The organism is Mesorhizobium sp. WSM2240 (assembly GCF_040438645.1).
GTDB lineage: Bacteria > Pseudomonadota > Alphaproteobacteria > Rhizobiales > Rhizobiaceae > Allomesorhizobium.
In genome coordinates this window covers 2,546,325-2,563,393 of record NZ_CP159253.1, presented here as the reverse complement: position 1 = coordinate 2,563,393, position 17,069 = coordinate 2,546,325, and the positions used below count along the sequence as shown (strand labels likewise).

Annotated in this window: 19 protein-coding genes and 2 tRNA genes; 13 read left to right on the top strand and 8 right to left on the bottom strand. The window is 62.3% G+C overall.

Going from position 1 to position 17,069, the window contains the following annotated elements; translation table 11 throughout:
* The first annotated feature begins 150 nt into the window (after positions 1-150).
* From ABVK50_RS12505 to radC, 6 genes are all read left to right on the top strand, one after another.
* Positions 151-1,575, top strand: a complete 1,425-nt coding sequence (locus tag ABVK50_RS12505) for a YcbK family protein (RefSeq protein WP_353641257.1) — start codon at positions 151-153, stop codon at positions 1,573-1,575.
* 78 nt (positions 1,576-1,653) lie between these two features.
* A tRNA-Glu gene (locus tag ABVK50_RS12500) sits at positions 1,654-1,728 on the top strand.
* Between the two features lie 533 nt (positions 1,729-2,261).
* A complete protein-coding gene (locus ABVK50_RS12495; protein ID WP_353647034.1) occupies positions 2,262-2,603 on the top strand; it encodes a hypothetical protein in 342 nt (113 codons plus the stop codon).
* Positions 2,604-2,893: 290 nt separating this feature from the next.
* Positions 2,894-4,591 carry a sulfatase-like hydrolase/transferase gene (locus ABVK50_RS12490; RefSeq protein ID WP_353641259.1) on the top strand — a complete coding sequence of 566 codons (1,698 nt, stop codon included), beginning with the start codon at positions 2,894-2,896 and terminating at the stop codon, positions 4,589-4,591.
* 175 nt (positions 4,592-4,766) lie between these two features.
* Entirely contained in the window at positions 4,767-5,591 is an 825-nt protein-coding gene (map, locus tag ABVK50_RS12485; RefSeq protein WP_353641260.1) for a type I methionyl aminopeptidase, read from the top strand.
* A 98-nt stretch (positions 5,592-5,689) separates the two neighbouring features.
* Positions 5,690-6,445 carry a DNA repair protein RadC gene (gene radC / locus ABVK50_RS12480; RefSeq protein WP_353641261.1) on the top strand — a complete coding sequence of 252 codons (756 nt, stop codon included), beginning with the start codon at positions 5,690-5,692 and terminating at the stop codon, positions 6,443-6,445.
* Here radC and ABVK50_RS12475 read toward each other — a convergent pair.
* The 3 genes from ABVK50_RS12475 to tig all read right to left on the bottom strand — a co-directional run bounded on the left by ABVK50_RS12475 (position 6,442) and on the right by tig (position 9,207).
* Positions 6,442-6,960: a DUF1772 domain-containing protein gene (locus ABVK50_RS12475; protein WP_353641262.1), complete on the bottom strand. Its 519-nt coding sequence runs from the start codon at positions 6,958-6,960 to the stop codon at positions 6,442-6,444. The genes radC and ABVK50_RS12475 overlap by 4 nt on opposite strands.
* A 108-nt stretch (positions 6,961-7,068) precedes the next feature.
* Complete coding sequence (locus ABVK50_RS12470; RefSeq protein WP_353641263.1) at positions 7,069-7,605, bottom strand: hypothetical protein; 537 nt, start codon at positions 7,603-7,605, stop codon at positions 7,069-7,071.
* Between the two features lie 126 nt (positions 7,606-7,731).
* Positions 7,732-9,207, bottom strand: a complete 1,476-nt coding sequence (gene tig, locus ABVK50_RS12465) for a trigger factor (RefSeq protein WP_353645951.1) — start codon at positions 9,205-9,207, stop codon at positions 7,732-7,734.
* A 349-nt stretch (positions 9,208-9,556) separates the two neighbouring features.
* Between tig and ABVK50_RS12460 the strand changes: the two genes are divergently transcribed.
* Positions 9,557-9,641: transfer RNA gene (locus ABVK50_RS12460), tRNA-Leu, on the top strand.
* Positions 9,642-9,743: 102 nt separating this feature from the next.
* Entirely contained in the window at positions 9,744-10,169 is a 426-nt protein-coding gene (locus ABVK50_RS12455; protein ID WP_353641264.1) for a BA14K family protein, read from the top strand.
* Between the two features lie 34 nt (positions 10,170-10,203).
* Here the strand turns inward: ABVK50_RS12455 and ABVK50_RS12450 are convergent, their stop codons facing one another.
* Entirely contained in the window at positions 10,204-10,785 is a 582-nt protein-coding gene (locus ABVK50_RS12450) for a GDYXXLXY domain-containing protein (protein WP_353641265.1), read from the bottom strand.
* Positions 10,785-11,897, bottom strand: a complete 1,113-nt coding sequence (locus ABVK50_RS12445) for a DUF2157 domain-containing protein (protein WP_353641266.1) — start codon at positions 11,895-11,897, stop codon at positions 10,785-10,787. The genes ABVK50_RS12450 and ABVK50_RS12445 overlap by 1 nt, the downstream gene beginning before the upstream one ends.
* 238 nt (positions 11,898-12,135) lie before the next feature.
* On the opposite strand from ABVK50_RS12445, the gene ABVK50_RS12440 reads away from it, so the two are divergent.
* Both ABVK50_RS12440 and ABVK50_RS12435 read left to right on the top strand, forming a co-directional pair.
* Positions 12,136-12,276, top strand: coding sequence for a DUF1127 domain-containing protein (locus ABVK50_RS12440; RefSeq protein WP_008838146.1), 141 nt, complete (start codon positions 12,136-12,138; stop codon positions 12,274-12,276).
* Between the two features lie 49 nt (positions 12,277-12,325).
* Positions 12,326-12,466, top strand: a complete 141-nt coding sequence (locus tag ABVK50_RS12435; protein WP_353641267.1) for a DUF1127 domain-containing protein — start codon at positions 12,326-12,328, stop codon at positions 12,464-12,466.
* Positions 12,467-12,785: 319 nt separating this feature from the next.
* On the opposite strand, the gene ABVK50_RS12430 is transcribed toward ABVK50_RS12435, so the two are convergent.
* On the bottom strand, positions 12,786-13,205 hold the full coding sequence (locus ABVK50_RS12430) for a hypothetical protein (RefSeq protein ID WP_353641268.1): 420 nt from the start codon (positions 13,203-13,205) through the stop codon (positions 12,786-12,788).
* A gap of 306 nt (positions 13,206-13,511) precedes the next feature.
* Here ABVK50_RS12430 and trmFO point away from each other — a divergent pair, with 306 nt between their 5' ends.
* The 3 genes from trmFO (at position 13,512) to ABVK50_RS12415 (ending at position 15,605) form a co-directional block, all read left to right on the top strand.
* A complete protein-coding gene (gene trmFO / locus ABVK50_RS12425; protein ID WP_353641269.1) occupies positions 13,512-14,921 on the top strand; it encodes a methylenetetrahydrofolate--tRNA-(uracil(54)-C(5))-methyltransferase (FADH(2)-oxidizing) TrmFO in 1,410 nt (469 codons plus the stop codon).
* A gap of 80 nt (positions 14,922-15,001) precedes the next feature.
* Complete coding sequence (locus ABVK50_RS12420; RefSeq protein WP_353641270.1) at positions 15,002-15,307, top strand: type II toxin-antitoxin system ParD family antitoxin; 306 nt, start codon at positions 15,002-15,004, stop codon at positions 15,305-15,307.
* Positions 15,279-15,605 carry a type II toxin-antitoxin system RelE/ParE family toxin gene (locus tag ABVK50_RS12415; RefSeq protein ID WP_353641271.1) on the top strand — a complete coding sequence of 109 codons (327 nt, stop codon included), beginning with the start codon at positions 15,279-15,281 and terminating at the stop codon, positions 15,603-15,605. Before ABVK50_RS12420 ends, ABVK50_RS12415 begins: the two co-directional genes overlap by 29 nt.
* Here ABVK50_RS12415 and ABVK50_RS12410 read toward each other — a convergent pair whose 3' ends face one another.
* Together ABVK50_RS12410 and ABVK50_RS12405 are read right to left on the bottom strand one after the other, a co-directional pair.
* Positions 15,606-16,574: a sterol desaturase family protein gene (locus tag ABVK50_RS12410; RefSeq protein WP_353641272.1), complete on the bottom strand. Its 969-nt coding sequence runs from the start codon at positions 16,572-16,574 to the stop codon at positions 15,606-15,608.
* A gap of 3 nt (positions 16,575-16,577) precedes the next feature.
* Entirely contained in the window at positions 16,578-17,006 is a 429-nt protein-coding gene (locus ABVK50_RS12405; protein ID WP_353641273.1) for a hypothetical protein, read from the bottom strand.
* Positions 17,007-17,069 lie beyond the last annotated feature (63 nt).

Sequence of the window (17,069 nt, the reverse complement as noted above, 5' to 3'; positions counted from 1 at the left end):
TGCCTTATTCGGGCCGTAGCCGGACAATAGCGAACTGCTTTACAGATTCGTTACATGGTTGCGTTTTTTGATTTTTGATTGCCGGACAACAAAACGTATCGGCGCGAATATTTGGGGAGGGAATCCGGTTTGAGAGCGGCGTGCTCGCGCTTGGCGAAACGGAATGGCCGCGCCATTGCGGCCGTGCTGACATCCGTCCTGCTGGCGTCCTGCACTTCGTCCACCGATCCCAATCTCGAAATCGGCATGCCCGGCTACAATGCGACCGATACGGCAGGCGGCGTTTCATCGGGCGACCTGCAGTCTGCCGGCGTCGACGTCGCGCCGCAGCCGGTGATGAACGCCGAAAGCGATACCCCATTGCCCACGCAGGTTGGTTCCGTTCCGGCGTTGAAGTCCGCCGGCGAAACCGCCGCCACGGCAACTGCGGAAGCTGGCGCCACGCCGGCAGCCGTGCCGGCCACGGTGGCTGAAACCGCGAAGCCCCCGCAAGCCGAAGCGGCCGCCGAGGCCGATGCGAAGCCGGCAGAAGTCGCCGCTTCAGGTGAAGCTGCCGAAAGAAATGCGACTGAGAGCGCAATGCCGGCGGCACAGCCCCCTAGGAAAAAGGGCCTGCTGTCGGCCCTCTTCTCGCCTGCTCCCGCAGCCCAGCCTGCGGCGGCGGCCGAGACTGCCAAGCCGGAGCAAGCCGAAGCCGCCGCCGCCGATGATTCAGCCGCGGCGCCGGCAACGGCTTCAGCAGCGCTACCAACTCCGAAGCCGGCCCAGGCCGCTGACGAAGCAAAGCCGGCGGAGGCTTCTGCCGCCCCGACTGCCGAAAAACCGGCTGCTGAGAATGCCGTCTATGTGACGGCAGGCGAAATGCCCGCCCCGCAGCCGATCGCTCCCAAGAAAAAGAGCTTCCTGTCGGCCTTCTTCGGCACCTCTCCGGCGTCTGCTGCGCCCTCGCCTATCAAGCAGAGGCAAGAGTCGAAGCCGATCGTCGAGACCGAATCAGGCGAGACGAAGCCGATCGTCACGCTCGCGTCGGCGAAAGCGGCCGAGAAGCCGGTAAGGATGGCCTCCCTCGGCAACGACAACGCTCTGCCCGGCGTCCGCCAGACCGCTCTGTTCGAAATCAAACGCAAATCCGGCATAGACGACGACAGTGACGTCGACCTGCACGAGGATGAGGATGGCGGGCCGGTTCTGGCTTCCGCCGCCGGCCTGGCGCGGCTCGCCCCCAACGGGCTCCTGAAGCAGACCGACCGCGTCGACGTGGCGTGCCTGAAGCCGTCGCTGGTCCGGGCGCTGAAAACCGTCGAGCGCCACTACGGCAAGAAGATGGTCATCACGTCGGGCTATCGCAGCCCTGCGCATAACCGGCGCGCGCGCGGCGCCAAGAATTCGCTGCACATGTATTGCGCCGCCGTCGACGTGCAGATCCCCGGCGTCAGCAAGTGGGAACTCGCCGAATTCGTGCGCTCCATGCCAGGCCGCGGCGGCGTCGGAACCTATTGCCACACCGAATCGGTTCATATCGACGTTGGCCCCGAGCGCGACTGGAACTGGCGCTGCCGCCGCCGCAAAGGCTGAAAATCTTTTGTAGCAGCCTGCTTTCTGGGGGGTTGCTCGCCGCACGCAAGCTGGCTATAAGCCGGTTCGTTGTGTTCCGCGCCCATCGTCTAGCGGTTAGGACACCGCCCTTTCACGGCGGTAACAGGGGTTCGATTCCCCTTGGGCGTACCAACATTTTCAAGCACTTAGCCAACTCTCGCCGATCCGGCGAATATGCCCTGGCGAATTTTCCCTGAAACGTGAAGCGTCATTTGATTCCCTCTGGTGCAGAGGGTTGTTATTGAATTGCTGTTGGTCGCAGGCGGAGGGAGATCGAGGAGGTCCGGAATGCTTCGAATTCGCCGAAGGATAATGGCACTTGTTGCTGGTACTGCGATATGCGCGCTGATGGGCTGTCAAGCGACATCGACATCCGGCTCCTACAGGCCAGCCAATTGCGCCATGGTAGGTTCATCGTGTTCCGCCCGCTGAATTGGGCGGCCGGTAAGGTCCCGAAATAGTCCGCCAGGGTGGACCGGTAGCGGGCGTTGCACTTTCCTGAAAAAGTGTTCAGCTGTCGTCCCCGTCGGTAGGGCTGCCGTTCATATTCCCTCGTGGCTTGAGCTGATGTGACTCGCGAAGCCGGTTTTAGCTCCGATGGCCGGCTCTTGCGGAACAGCTCAATGTTGCGCACTCTGCCGGGCCGTAGAATTTGGAGGCAGGCCTTGTTCGACTGCGATGCGTGCTCGATGCCAAGAGTCGTGGCGATGATGACCAGGCTCGGATTGATTGCAATTTTCTCGATGATCCCCTTCGAGGCCTCGGCAATTGTCCGCTATATGGTACAAGGCATGACCTGTGCCGAGGTGCAGGAGGCCCTCGATCGCGACGGCGTCGCCGTCCTTTACCGGCAAGGCGCATCGGGAGTTTCGCTCTACGACCAGTTTGTGAAGGACGGGTCCTTTTGCGGGGCGCTCTCCATCATCACAGTCGAAAGAATAGCGGTTGCGGATAGCGGCGAGTGTCGCGTCAGCAAATGCATCGAGTTGCGTCGCTTCGGCGGCTGAGCTTGTCGAGCAGCCGCTCAAATCCGGCAGCGATGCAAAAAATCTTTCAGCGCCGGCGAACGTCCCAAAGTTGAACGGAGGCTGCGGACTCGAAAAGCCCACGGAGCGAACCGCGGCAGGCCTCAGGCTATCCATCTCGCTCATAAAAATTTCAGCGCATTTTAGCGATTATCCATAAATCCAACTCCTTCCGCAGCCGGCAAGGAAATGTGCTTAACATTTCCTTAACGCCCAAGGCCTTTCGAAACGCGGGATGGCACGGGCCGGGTTCAAGGCTTGGACCGATGGAAATGATTCTAAGAACGATCCGGATAATCGTAGGCGGCTGGGCCGTCGTCCTGACCTCAGCGCTGGGCGTCGTGGCGCTGCACGAGGTCGAGAACGAATGGTTCACGATGCCTTTCAGCATCAGCGTGCTTCTCCTTCTGGCGGCAATCTTCTTCCTGCTTTCGAACCGGATCGCTTTTTCTATCTACGCCGCCTGGGCAGTCATAGGATCGATCACGCTGGTGTCGATGATCAAGTTCCGCGAGCAGGGTTTCGACCTGCACGCCTATGATCTCGTATTCCTCGGGGGAGATTCGTCGCTCAAAGCATTCCTCGTCGAAAATTACCTGCATCTGGTCCTGCCCGTCGCCACCGCGGCCGCTGTCGCAATAATCGGCCTCGGCGCGATCGCGTACAACGAACCCGCGAGCCGGGCGCCGCTGAAATGGCGGCTTCTGGTTCCGGCGGCGCTTTGCGGCCTCCTGCCGGCTACGATTCCTGCCTCCGCGACAGCCCACCGCTTCGAATATTTCGTGGGTGGGCACCACGCGTCGGCCTTCTTCGTGTCGATGCTCGACATTGCAAGCATGCTCGGAGAATCCGACCTCAAGGTGCGGCTTGCGGCTGTTCCCATGCAGGAGCCCTACCCCGATGCGCTGTCCTGTCCGCCCGCGGAGCGGCTGCCGGATGTCTTCATTGTCCTGAGCGAGACGCAGTCTCCGCCGTTCAATTTCCCGCAATTGGCCATGCCTCGCGATTTCGCCGATGGTTTCGTTTCCGACGACGGCAAGGCGCGGGCGTTGCGCGTCGAAACCGTCGGTGGCGGTACCTGGATGTCGGCCTTCGCCGTCATGACCGGATTGCCGGCGGGCGAATTCGGCTGGCAGCGGCCTTATGTGACGGTGGCGCTGGAGAACAGGGTCAAGGGCGCGCTGCCGGAAGTGATGGCAAAGTGCGGCTATCGCACCGCGGTCATCACGCCGGTCGACGATTCCTTCGTCAATGAAGGACGCTTTTTCCGGTCGATCGGCTTTCAGACGGTGTTCGACGCGGACGATATCGGCATGACCGCCGAGCGCCAGCGCGACAGTTTCATCTACGAGAGCGCGGAGCGCCTGCTTGCGGAGCATCGCCGCACCGACGGGCGGCCTCTCTTTCTCCTGATTGAAACCATGTTCCCCCATTCGCCGCATAACACCCGGCTTGATCCGCACACGAAGGTGCCCGGCGAACCGCTCAACGCCGACGCCGAAATGGCCGAATATCTGCGACGCGTGCACATTGCGCGCCAGGATTTCCGGTCGTTCCTGTCCGACCGGCGCGCCGATCCCTCGCCGCGAGGCACGGTCGTGCTTGAATTCGGCGATCACCAGGCGTCCGTCACGCTGCCGCTGGTCGAGGCGCTCGAAGGACCAGGTGCGCTCGCCAACCCCGACTCTCTCGCCTATGTCACCCATTTCACCGCCCACGCCTTCGGCCATGGACTTGCGAAAAAGCTGCCCGATTTCGACCGGCTGGATATCGCCTTTCTCGGCGCAAGCTTCGCGGACGCGGCCGGTCTTCCGGTTTCACCGCTGATGATCGAGGCCGTCGAGTTGCGCGACCGCTGCCGTGGACGGTTTCAATCATGCCCGGATCGCGCTCGGGTTGACCGGCATTTGAGGCGAAGGGTCGATTCTGGCCTTCTCGACGTCATGGATCATCCCCGCCCGGGAAGCTGACGCAGCGGCCGGCGGCGCTGCGATCCTCGCCGGGATGGCTACCGATTCGGGGTCAGCCTGTGTCACAAGTCGCAAATCGGCCCGGTTTGGACTTGATGCTTGGGCCGTCCGGTGCCAAATCAAGGGCGCTGGCGCAAACACCCGATGCCTGCCCGCCAATTCCGGACTGCAACTCATGGTCACCTATCTCGACGCCGCAACGGCGCCCACCCGAAACACCGGCCAGATCCGGCTCTACGGCGAAGAAGCGTTCGCCGGCATGCGTAAGGCCTGCGACCTGACGGCTCGCTGCCTGGACGAACTCGCCGACATTGTCGCGCCCGGCGTGACCACCGAAGCAATCGACCGGTTTGTTTTCGAGTTCGGCATGGATCAGGGCGCGCTGCCGGCTACGCTGAACTATCGCGGCTACACCAAATCCTCCTGCACCTCGATCAATCATGTCGTCTGCCACGGCATTCCGGACGCCAAGCCGCTTAAGGACGGCGATATCGTCAATATCGACGTGACCTACATTCTCGATGGCTGGCACGGCGATTCGAGCCGCATGTATCCGGTAGGCACGATCAAGCGCGCCGCCGAGCGCCTGCTGGAAGTGACGCATGAGTGCCTGATGCGCGGCATCGCCGCGATCCGCCCCGGCGCCCGCACCGGAGCGATCGGCGCGGCCATCCAGAGCTATGCCGAGAGCGAGCGCTGTTCCGTGGTGCGCGATTTTTGCGGCCACGGCGTCGGCCAGCTTTTCCACGACGCACCCAACATTTTGCACTATGGCAGCGCTAATGAGGGTGTAGAGATGCGGCCCGGCATGATCTTCACGGTCGAGCCGATGATCAATCTCGGCCGACCCCATGTGAAGGTGCTGTCCGATGGCTGGACGGCTGTGACGCGCGACCGTTCGCTGTCGGCGCAATATGAGCACACGATCGGTGTGACGGAGACCGGCTGCGAGATCTTCACACTCTCGCCCAAGGGTCTCGACCGTCCCGGACTGGCCTAAGCATCTATTCCGACGAAACCGGTTCGAAAACTCTGCAACTTTTCGGGATCATGCTCTAGTATCGCGTGAGGCGGCTTTGGCGTGCGGGGCGCGGGCATATGGGGACAGATCACGAAGACGAACGCGGCTTCTTCCTGGCCGAGCAGGCGTCCGCGCCCTTGCGCAAGGCGGCGGCGCAGGAAAAGCCTCACCATCTGGGCCATCGCCAGCGTCTTCGCGAACGGTTTCGCACCGCAGGCGCGGCGGCGCTCTCCGACTATGAAATCCTCGAGCTGCTGCTATTCCGTTCCATTCCGCGCGCCGACACCAAGGAACGCGCAAAAATGCTGCTGAAACGCTTCGGCTCGCTGGCCGAAGTGCTCGGCGCGCCGGAACGGTTGCTGCGCGAGGTGGACGATATCGGCGAGAGCGCGGCGCTCGATCTGAAGATAGTCGCGGCCGCGGCACTCCGCATGGCGCGCAGCGAGATCGCCGGCCGCGAGGTGCTGTCATCCTGGAACCAGGTGATCGACTATTGCCGCGCAGCGATGGCTTTCGAGGAGCGCGAGCAGTTCCGCATCCTGTTCCTCGACAAGAAGAATGCGCTGATCGCCGACGAACTGCAGCAGACCGGCACCGTCGACCACACCCCGGTCTATCCCCGCGAAGTGGTGCGGCGCGCGCTCGAACTGTCGGCCACCGCGCTTATTCTGGTGCACAACCACCCGTCCGGCGATCCGACGCCTTCCCGCGCCGATATCGACATGACGAAAACAATCATCGAGACGGCGAGGCCGCTCGGCATCGCCGTGCATGATCATATCATCATAGGCAAGAAGGGCCACGCCAGCATGAAGGGCCTGCTGCTGATCTAGCCACTCCCCGGCTCGCCCGGCGCATGCGCGGATGTGACCGCGATGGTGATCGCGATCAGACTGAGCATTGCGAGCGCCGCGCGCGCGACATGGGAATATTCCCAGACGTCGCGCAGGCTCTTCCAGTCACCGGGTTCGGTCTTCGGCGCGAAAGCCGAAAAGAAGGTCGAACCCAAACCCGAGAGTTCGACATCCCTCACCCAGAAATTGTTCACCGGATGGGTGAAGACCCAGTAGATGCCGTGCACCGCCACAAGCAGCGCGAGCGCCGAAAGCGTCCACAGGAAGCGCGCACCGCCGAACGGCGTCAGGTACAAGAGCAAGGCAAGCACGAGAATGCCGAGTATCTCGGCTCCGCCGCCGATGGTGAACCCGGGATAATAGATCGTCTGGACCGCGAAATACTGTTCCCTGTCGAGCCGCAGCTTTCCAGGCAATTCGAGCGCGTGCGCGAGCGTGAGCGCCATCGTGATGGCGACCAGAACGACTGCAACGATTTCCACGAACCGAACCATGGGACCGCACCTCCGAAGCGTCAGCTAAGGCAGCGTGTCTTCGCGTCAACCATCGCAGCCTCAAATTGCAACCGGGAATAAGCGCTTAAGTCGATTGCAGTGCGAGTGTCAGGACAGCGGCATCTCGACGCCGCACGCGCCGGCAAGGCCGGCAACCGCCTCTTTGACACCCGAAAGATTGAAAACCGCCTCACCGCGCCCGGCCAGGAAGCCGAACCGCCAGGATAGCCGCAGCCGCTTTGCCTGGAGAAGGCGGGCAATGCCGGCACTTCCCTCCTTGGAGAAGCTGCGGCCCTGGAAGCCGGGTGTCCACTGTTCGGCCTGCGCGGGACCATTGTCGAGTCGCACCGATACATTGATCGCACCGCTCGCTGAGACCGGATCCTTGAGCTGGAGCGACTGGCTCCAGCGCGGCGCTCCGCCCCGGTGACAGGCAATGGTCAGGACTGGGTGATAATCGATGACGCGCGACGAACCGACGCTCAGCGTGTTGAGGGAGAAGATCGAAGCCGTGACCTGCCCGTCAGGCCCGTTGCCCAGGCGCCATGTGTGGCGTCCCTGCCCGCTTGCCTGGGCCGCGCTGAAAAGGCAGATCGCGGCCGCAAGCGCGGCATGTGAGAGGATTGCGAAGGCGCGTGTCGTCATGTGCTGTCCCGGGCCGCATGCGTGCGCGGGATATTGCATGGCGCGCCGCCATTTGTCACCGAGGCAGGCAAAGCAAAAGGCCGCTGTTTCCAGCGGCCTCTGCATCGTCCACCTTGTGGTGTCGCACTATTCGGCGTCGGCGTCCTTGGCTGCAGCCTTCTTCTTCGGGGCAGCCTTCTTCTTCGGCTCTTCGGCCGAGGCGTCGTCAGCCTTCTTGGCCGCCTTCTTCGCGGCCTTGGCCGGTTTGGCGGCGCCTTCCGCCTGCTCATCGTCGGCCATCAGCTCTTCCTTGCTCACCTTCTTGTCGGTGACGGAGATCTGCGTCATCAGATGATCGACGACCTTCTCCTCGAAGAGCGGCGCGCGCAGCGTCGTCAGCGCGTTCTGATTGTTGCGGTAGAAGTCGAAGACTTCCTGCTGCTGGTCGGCGGGGTAACGGCGCACGAACTCGAACAGAGCGCGCTGCAACTCCTCATCCGAAACCTGCACGCCAGCCTTCTCGCCAATCTCGGCAAGCAGCAGGCCGAGGCGCACGCGGCGCTCGGCCAGGCGCTGGTACTCGGCGCGCGCTTCCTCTTCCGTAGTCTCTTCGTCGGCAAAAGTGCGGCCGGCAGCCTCGAGATCGCGGTTCACCTGGTTCCAGATGTTGGTGAACTCGGCTTCGACCAGCTTGGACGGGGCCTCGAAGGAATAGGAAGCGTCGAGCTGGTCGAGCAGCTGGCGCTTGACCTTCTGGCGCGTCATCTGGCCGAACTGGCTCTCGATCTGGCCGCGCACGATCTCGCGCAGGCGCTCAAGCGATTCCAGCCCAAGATTCTTGGCGGTCTCGTCGGTGACTTCGAGCTTGCCCGGCTTCGACACTTCCTTGACGGTGACGTCGAAGGTCGCTTCCTTGCCGGCCAGATTGGCGGCGTTGTAATTTTCCGGGAAGGTCACGGTGACGAGCTTCTCGTCGCCGGCCTTGGCGCCGATCAGCTGGTCTTCGAAGCCCGGAATGAACTCCTTGGAGCCGAGCACCAGCGGCTGGTCGGTGCCGGAGCCGCCGGCAAAAGCCTCGCCGCCGATCTTGCCGACATAGTCGATGGTGACGCGGTCGCCATCTTCCGCCTTGTCCTTCTTCGGCTCGTAGGAGCGGGCGGATTCGGCGATGCGGTTGACCTGCTCGTCCACTTCCGCTTCCGCAACGTCCACCACCGGGCGTGTGACCGAGATTTTTGAGAAATCCTGGATCTCGATAGGCGGAATGACTTCATAGGCGAGCTGGAACTCGAAATCGGCGCCGCCTGCCAGGATTTTTTCCGCTTCCTTCTCGTCCTCGGTCATGGTGACCTCGGGCTGCATGGCAGCCTTTTCGCCACGCTCCGCGATGATGGTGCGGGTGGAATTGGAGAGGATCTCGTTCACCACCTCGGCCATGAAGGACTTGCCGTAGACCTTGCGCAGGTGCTGCAGAGGCACCTTGCCGGGGCGGAAGCCGTTGATGCGGACCTTGTTTTTGGCTTCGGAAAGCCGCGCAACCAGCTTGGCTTCCATGTCTCCGGCAGGCACGGTGACCTTGATTTCGCGTTTCAGACCGGAGTTCAGTGTTTCGGTAACCTGCATCATCAAACCTTTGTTTTCACGAATGCCGCAGCGCCAACGACGCCATGCCGTTCAGCCTGCCGGAAGTCTCGTGCCGGGTGTGGCTTTTGGTGCGGGTTGAGAATCTGAGCGCCGTTGCTCCCAGCGGCGAACGAAATGCTCTGATTACGCTCCAAGAATGCGAGTAAGTCTTTGTTTTTCCTGCTTCTTACTACATTCGTCCGAAGCGGACCGTCATATCCCGTCACATTTGACACGCCTTTTGTCACAGGAGGCGTTGTTTTTCAACTCTCTTCGCGTTTCCTACATTAAACGTCATTTCGGCCTCGACATTGACAGAATAATGGCCACATGAGATGGGGCCAGGCATGCGGATGTGGCGGAACTGGTAGACGCCCTGGATTTAGGTTCCAGTGCCGAAAGGCGTGGGGGTTCGAGTCCCTTCATCCGCACCAGCCTTCTTGGCCGACAACGAGCGGCCGACCTGCCGCTCGCCCGAAACCCAAATGCCCCGCATTCCGTACCTGGTCGGTCGCGGCGGGAGGCGCCGAGAGCGGATGAGACCAAGACTTTCGATTTTCGCCTGTCTAGCGCTGTACCTTGTCTGGCTCACGCCGGCTAACGCCCAGGGTTTCGAGGATCTGAACCGTCCGCTGCCCGACGTCTTCCGCCCCGGCATCACCGGCTGCGGGCGCGACCGGCCTTGCGATTGGCAGGAGCCGGAGATGGGGCGGCAGGAGCCCAGATACGAGGTCAACAGATACCGCCAGCCGCGCATCGAGTACGACGTGAGGGTTCCGACCATGCGTCCCGCCGAGCAACCGCTTGGACGAGGCCGGCTCGCTACCCGCCAAGGGATTATCCAGGCTCACCGCACCTGGTGCGCGGATCGCTACCGCTCCTATAACCGCCGCAACGACACGTTTCAGCCCTACTACGGCGCGCGCAGGCGGTGCATCTCGCCTTACGTCCGCCTGGACTGAAACCTGATGTCGCCTTCGTCGGGAGCGCCGCCGATTAGTAGAGAGGCTCGCGGAAAAGCATGGTGTCGCCGTCCATCAGCGCCTTGATCTGCGCCGAACCGTCCTCGGCGACGGCGGCCACGATGTTGAAACTGCGCACGCGCATGTCGCGCTCGATCGCCAGCCCCTCGCCTTCCGGGAGATAAAAACGTTCGATCCCGTATTCGACATTGAGCGTATCGATCTGGCCGAGGCTACGGCCGCTATCGACCATGCCGCGAATGTCGATCTCGCCGTCTCCAGGCGACGTAGACGAACGTTCGTAGAGCGAGGCCGAGACCATATGCCAGATTCCGTCACCATCCTTCTTCACGCGCACGAAGACCGGCCCCGCCTCGGTCCGTTGCGCGCCGGAAGGCACATTGCCGATCATTGTCACCGGAACGTTCGAAATCTCGTAGCCAAGCCGGACATAATCACCGCGCAAGAGGTCGCGAGGATCGACGGGCTCGACTTTCAGAAGCACCTCCTGCCCGTCGCGCAGGACGGCCGCGCGGCCGGCTATGATAAAGGACAGGAAGCCGATCTGGACGAGCGCCAGGACAACTGCGGAAATCAGCAGGCGGTGCTTTTTCATCAGGCTGCTCCCCCCTGTGTCAGCGCCATATCGTTCATCCGCCTCTCGACCCTGATGATGACGAGGGCAACGAGCCCGAGCGCGAGGCCCGACGCCAGGAACAATCCGGCCGTCCCGAGCATGGTTCCGACGGTGACGATATAGACGAACGCCATTTGGCAGCTGAAGCCGAGATAGGCGATCCAGCGCAAGCCGCGGCTTTCGCGGCCGCCTAGCACGACTGCGGCGGCGATGCCGGCGAAACCCACAAGTGCGGCGGTCACCAGAGCCGCGCCCTCGTCGACAAGGTCGAACTGAAGGATGGTCATGCCCGTCAGAAAGCCGATAAGCGCATGGGCGGGCATGTTTCCGTCCATGCGGGCAATTCTCTCGACAGCGTCGGGAGCGTAGACTGCAGCGGCAAACAACGCGGCCGAAACGAGCGCCAGCACGGCCGGGATGACCAGCATGTCGTGATGCACGGCTGAGAGCGTGGCGTAGAAGATCAGCGAGAGCAGCAGCAGGTTTCGCGACGCGCGGCTCGCCGTCCAATAGGACAGGAGCCAGAGGCCGGCCGCGACCAGAATGAAGGAAAGGGGTACGCGGGTCTCGTTCCACAATGCGACGCCCTCCAGGAACAGCCAGGAGGCGGCAAGGCCGACGGCGGCGACGGTGAGCGGGCCGGAGCGCAGCGCGGCAGCGGCCAACGTGGTGCCGGCGCACCAGGTCAGGACCGCGTCCGCCTCGTCGCCGGACAGATGATACATTTGTCCGATCAGTGCGATCGACCCGCCGAACGCCGCCGCGCCGACCAGCCAGACGCCTTCGGCTATCGCGCTGTTCCCGCGCAATTTGAAAAGCGCGCCGCCGACATAGGCCGCGAAGATGACGGCAAACAGCGCGCCTACGCGCAGCAGGCGCGGAAATGCCTCCCAATTGGCAGCGATGACCAGGAGAATGGCCGCGCCGAACAGCAGCGCCGCCATGATCGCGAGGACGGACCCGAAGCTCAGCGACTTGCGCTCATTGGCGTCCACGTCGCGGCGCAGCGCGTCCGCTGCCGCCTTGTCGATGAGGCCCAATTCCGTCCAGCGAAGGATGTCCCGCCGCACACGCGACCCGTAACCCGCCATCTGTTTCCCCTTACCCAAGCGTCAACTTTACGCCTTTAGCCTAAGATGCTGACGCAGCGGCATTTTTGCGACTCGCCGAATTTTCGCTCCAACCCCTAAAACCGATTGATGTTGCATTGCACAATTTGCATTGCTGCCATGCACCAACAGCACTTTTAATCCGAATCCGGCGGGCCTATTTAGGCTTCGTACCAAGAGACAGAAGAAAAACGAACCAAAGACGAAAACGAGAAATACCATGAACCTGATCCGCAACTATCGCAACTGGCGCCGCTACCGGGAAACCGTTTCCGAGCTGAGCCGCCTGTCGAACCGCGAACTTTCAGACCTCGGCATCGGCCGCAGCGACATTCCTTTCGTCGCGCGCAAGTCGGTCTGACGTCCGGGCCATTGCGGCCCCGTCCGCAAGCAAGAAAAAGAGAACTGAAATGAACCTGATCCGCAATTACCGCAACTGGCGCCGCTACCGGGAAACCGTTTCCGAGCTGAGCCGCCTGTCGAACCGTGAACTTACCGACCTCGGCATCAGCCGCGGCGACATCTATCGCGTCGCGAGGAAGTCGGTCTAACGAATTTCGCCAGGGTCGACCTCCTCCCCGACCCTGACGGATACGGTCAGCGTTCACCTCCTCCCGATCGCTGGCCGGCACAAAACGACACCCGCCGGACCTCCTCCCCCGGCGGGTGTTGTCTCCCAGAAGGGCCCAGCTTCCCTTAACAAGCGACAAGAATTTCGTCAGGACCTACCTCCTCCCAGGAACTGGCGAATACGGCCGGCATTCACCTCCTCCCGATTGCTGGCCACCAAAACGACACCCGCCGGACCTCCTCCCCCGGCGGGTGTTGTCGTTTTGGCGCCCTCAACACAACCTGCCGGATATTCGGCGCTCAGCGTGCACCCATGACGCCGCGCTTCATCCATTCCGACAGCGGCAGAACGTCCGGCGGACCGCCTGCCGGCTCATACCAGCTGTCGACCGTCCATTCTTTTCCGGATTTCTCCCGCAACACCGCCGTAGAATGCGGGTAGCGCCCGTCCAGAAGGAAACCCCGAGTGACGTTGCGTTGCACGGTGTGATGCCTCAGAAGCCGGCGCCGCTCGAGATAGAGCAGAAGCGAGCGGGTATTGGTCGACTCGTCGATGCAATCCATCTGGCCGCGCTTGGCGTACTGACTGGCATCCGACTTAGGCTGGTCGCGGATGCCGATCACTCCCGCGGCGCGTCTCTCGTAATATTGAACCGCTTTTGATACCGCGGCACGTTCGGCCTTCGGAGAAGATGCGCCAGCGGCCATGATCCTGGACAAGCGCCTTCCGTCGTTGGCCCCAAGCTCCAGCCCCGATCTGAAATGACAGCCGAATCCATGGCAAATCTCGATGCGCGTCGAGCCGGCATCGTTGATTTTCGCGGTGTTTTCGCCCGCGACCGAGGCTCCCCCTGCGGGAAGCCAAGTGAGTGCGGCGACCATAGCGGCGCCAGCTAGTAAGCGATGTGGCACTACAGCAATTTAGCCGCGCTCCGCCCCTGCAGCAATGCCACCGGCGAAGGTTCATTTGCCATGGACGCGGCCTTGATTCTTGCATTTCCGGGCCCTGGCTACTATTGCGCTGCGATGACAACGAAACCACTTCACATCATCGGCGGCGGGCTCGCCGGCTCGGAAGCGGCCTGGCAGGCGGCGCAGGCCGGCGTGCCGGTCATCCTGCACGAAATGCGCCCGGTGCGCGGCACCGAGGCGCACAAGACCGACAGCCTGGCCGAGCTGGTCTGTTCTAATTCGTTCCGTTCCGACGACGCCACGGCGAACGCCGTCGGCCTGCTGCATGCCGAGATGCGGCTTGCCGGTTCGCTGATCATGCGCGCGGCCGACGCGCACCAGGTGCCGGCGGGCGGCGCGCTGGCCGTCGACCGCGACGGTTTCTCGGCCGCAGTAACCGCCGAGCTCGAGGCGCATCCGCTGATCACGATCGCGCGCGAGGAGATCGCTGGCCTGCCGCCGCGCGATTGGGCGCAGTCGATCATCGCCACCGGCCCGCTGACGGCGCCGTCGCTGGCGCAGGCGATCGCCGAGATGACCGGCGCCGATGCGCTTGCATTCTTCGACGCTATTGCGCCCATCATCCATTTCGACACGATCGACATGGATGTCTGCTGGTTCCAGTCTCGCTACGACAAAGTCGGACCCGGCGGAACCGGCAAGGACTACATCAACTGCCCGATGGACAAGCCGCAATACGAAGCGTTCATCCAGGCGCTGCTCGATGGCGGCAAGACCGATTTCAAGGAATGGGAAGGAACGCCCTATTTCGACGGCTGCCTGCCGATCGAGGTCATGGCCGAGCGCGGCGCGGAAACGGCGCGCCACGGACCGATGAAGCCGATGGGCCTGACCAATGCGCACAATCCGCAGGTCAAGGCCTATGCAGTCGTGCAACTGCGCCAGGATAATGCGCTTGGCACGCTCTACAACATGGTCGGGTTCCAGACTAAGCTGAAGCATGCCGAGCAGGTCCGCATCTTCCGCATGATACCGGGGCTGGAAAATGCCGAATTCGCACGCCTCGGCGGCCTGCATCGTAACACCTACATCAATTCGCCGGTGCTGCTCGACCCGTCGCTCCAGCTCAAGGGTCGCGAAGGCCTGCGCTTCGCCGGCCAGATCACCGGTTGTGAAGGCTATGTGGAATCGGCGGCGGTCGGCCTGCTTGCCGGCCGCTTCGCCGCGGCCGAACTGCAGGGCCAGTCGCCTTCCATACCGCCGATCACCACCGCATTCGGCGCGCTGCTCAACCACATCACCGGCGGGCATATCGTTTCCGAGGACGAGCCGGGAAAACGCTCCTTCCAGCCGATGAACATCAATTTCGGCCTGTTCCCACCGGTCGAGGCGCCGAAATCCGAAGGCAAGCGCCTGCGTGGCAAGGACAAGATCGTCGCCAAGCGCCGGGCGGTGACCTCGCGTGCGCTGGCCGATTGCCGCGAATGGCTTGGGCTGGAGCAGAGCGCACAGGCAGCGGAATAAACGCCCGACAGAACCACCGTTGGATTCGACCGTCGAGTAGGATACTATCCTACTCTGCAAGAGTGATCTGGAGCGCAACTATGGAACCCGCCGAAAAGCTATCCGTCACAGTGACGCCGGCAATGGCGCGTCTTATTCGCCAGAGGGTCGAAGACGGCTCCTATGGATCGGCCAGCGAAGTGATCCGCGCGGCCTTGCGTGCTTTCCAACGCGATGAAGAAGAACACGCCGAGCGTATGGCGTCGATAAGGGCGAGGATAAGGGCGTCGGTCGAAGACACCGGCCCGACTTATTCGACCGAAGAAGTCTTCGCAGAACTGCGAAGACGTTACGAATCAAAGGCGGCCGGGGGATTTCATGAAGCGCCTTCCGATCCGCTGGAGTAGCACTGCGCGAGCAGATGTGAGCGCGCTTGTCGATTACATCGCAATATCATCCGGTTCAGCTTTGGTCGCTCTTCGTTACGTCGACCGGATTCAGGCCCGTTGCGAGAAGATCGGCGACGCACCGCGAGGTGGCCGCCCACGTGACGATCTGATGCCGGGATTGCGCACTGTTCCCTTCGAACAATCTGCCGTTATCGCCTACGTCATCGAGGACAACAAAGTCCGCATAACAAATGTTTTTTATGGCGGCCGCGATTTCGAGGCGATCTTGCGTGACGCGAACAATCATACTGAATGATCACTCCGCAGGCTGCACTTTCGTGTTTGCCGCGGTCATCGCACTCGGGAGTCCCGGCTTACCCGCCTCGCCGGGATTCCTGCGCACGAAATCCGCCTTCAGGCTCTCGGAAGTCGCGCGCGAGCCGTCATGGCTCCAGCCGGGCGGCGCGAACAAGTAGCCGAGCCGCTGGCGCATCGTCAGGCCGGGCGAGAATGCATCCCTGAACATGCCAATCCACTCGTGGAAGGCGACCTTCAATGGGTTGAAAGTGCCGAGGTTCTTGACGATGCCGTAGCGCGGCCGGTCCTCTTCCAGCTCCTCGACGAAGGTGCCGAACATGCGGTCCCAGATTATCAGCGTGCCGGCATAATTGGCGTCGAGATAGCGTGGATTGGTGGCGTGGTGGACGCGGTGGTGCGAGGGCGTGTTGAAGATGAACTCGAACCAGCCCCACATCTTGCCGATCGTCTCGGTGTGAATCCAGAACTGCCAGACCAGGTTGAAGCCGAAGACGAAGGCGATGACGGCAGGATGGAAGCCGAGCAGGACCAGAGGCGCCTGCAGCACGAACATGCCGGTGAACAGGCCCGTCCAGCTCTGACGCAGCGCCGTCGACAGATTGTAATGCTGGCTGGAATGATGGTTGACGTGCTCGGCCCAGACCCAGCGCACACGATGCGCTATGCGGTGGTAAAAATAATAGCGCAGATCGTCGAGCAGGAAGGCAGCCAGGAATACCCAGAACGACAGACCGAGATCGAAAAACCGGAACTGCCACACCCAGACCAGCGCGGCATAGGACACCACGCCGAGCAGCAGCCCGGCCACGACATTGCCGGTTCCCATCATCAGGCTGGTCAGCGTGTCGCGGGTTTCGAAAGCCCCTTTGGCGCGGCCGGTTCGCACCAGCCATAGTTCGATGAGTATGGCCGCGACGAAGAACGGGATCGCAAGTTCGGTGACTTTGGGGAAATCGTTGGCGTCCATGGCTCAAGCCCTGCCGGTTGCGGAAGTGAGGGACGGATCGAGCGCCTCGGCAATCTCTTGAGCGGCCGCAGGCTCAGCGAAGACAAAGTCGCCGCCCGGCCAGGTGAAGTCGCGGAAGCGGATCGAGACCGCATTGCCGGCCAGCGTCAGGCTTTTGATGTCTCGCGCGGAGACGACCCGCGTCAGGAACTTGTCGCCGATCACGCCGACTATGCCGATTCCCGATCCGTGGAGCGAGATGAACGCCGCCTTTCCGTCGGACGTCACCCGCACCGCATCGGCCTTTTCCGCCGGAAAATCGAGCAGGAAGCGCTGCAGCGCCTCGTCTTCACTGGAAATGCTTGCCTGCCTGCTGCCGCCGGAAAAATGCACGGCTGCGACCGCCAAGATTATCCCGACGGCGACGATCGCGACGAGTACGGGCAGGCTCATCGGCCGCATTCTCCTCCCGCCGGAACACATTCTTCGGCGTCCGGGCCAGATAAGGCGTAGCAC

Coding starts and splice junctions, on each gene's coding strand:
- ABVK50_RS12470 (WP_353641263.1), bottom strand. CDS start 7,605: ATGACGACACGCGCCTTCGCAATCCTCTCACATGCCGCGCTTGCGGCC.
- ABVK50_RS12445 (WP_353641266.1), bottom strand. CDS start 11,897: ATGGCGGGTTACGGGTCGCGTGTGCGGCGGGACATCCTTCGCTGGACG.
- ABVK50_RS12475 (WP_353641262.1), bottom strand. CDS start 6,960: ATGGTTCGGTTCGTGGAAATCGTTGCAGTCGTTCTGGTCGCCATCACG.
- ABVK50_RS12420 (WP_353641270.1), top strand. CDS start 15,002: ATGGAACCCGCCGAAAAGCTATCCGTCACAGTGACGCCGGCAATGGCG.
- ABVK50_RS12415 (WP_353641271.1), top strand. CDS start 15,279: ATGAAGCGCCTTCCGATCCGCTGGAGTAGCACTGCGCGAGCAGATGTG.
- radC (WP_353641261.1), top strand. CDS start 5,690: ATGGGGACAGATCACGAAGACGAACGCGGCTTCTTCCTGGCCGAGCAG.
- ABVK50_RS12450 (WP_353641265.1), bottom strand. CDS start 10,785: ATGAAAAAGCACCGCCTGCTGATTTCCGCAGTTGTCCTGGCGCTCGTC.
- ABVK50_RS12410 (WP_353641272.1), bottom strand. CDS start 16,574: ATGGACGCCAACGATTTCCCCAAAGTCACCGAACTTGCGATCCCGTTC.
- ABVK50_RS12440 (WP_008838146.1), top strand. CDS start 12,136: ATGAACCTGATCCGCAACTATCGCAACTGGCGCCGCTACCGGGAAACC.
- tig (WP_353645951.1), bottom strand. CDS start 9,207: ATGCAGGTTACCGAAACACTGAACTCCGGTCTGAAACGCGAAATCAAG.
- map (WP_353641260.1), top strand. CDS start 4,767: ATGGTCACCTATCTCGACGCCGCAACGGCGCCCACCCGAAACACCGGC.
- ABVK50_RS12435 (WP_353641267.1), top strand. CDS start 12,326: ATGAACCTGATCCGCAATTACCGCAACTGGCGCCGCTACCGGGAAACC.
- ABVK50_RS12455 (WP_353641264.1), top strand. CDS start 9,744: ATGAGACCAAGACTTTCGATTTTCGCCTGTCTAGCGCTGTACCTTGTC.
- trmFO (WP_353641269.1), top strand. CDS start 13,512: ATGACAACGAAACCACTTCACATCATCGGCGGCGGGCTCGCCGGCTCG.
- ABVK50_RS12405 (WP_353641273.1), bottom strand. CDS start 17,006: ATGAGCCTGCCCGTACTCGTCGCGATCGTCGCCGTCGGGATAATCTTG.
- ABVK50_RS12490 (WP_353641259.1), top strand. CDS start 2,894: ATGATTCTAAGAACGATCCGGATAATCGTAGGCGGCTGGGCCGTCGTC.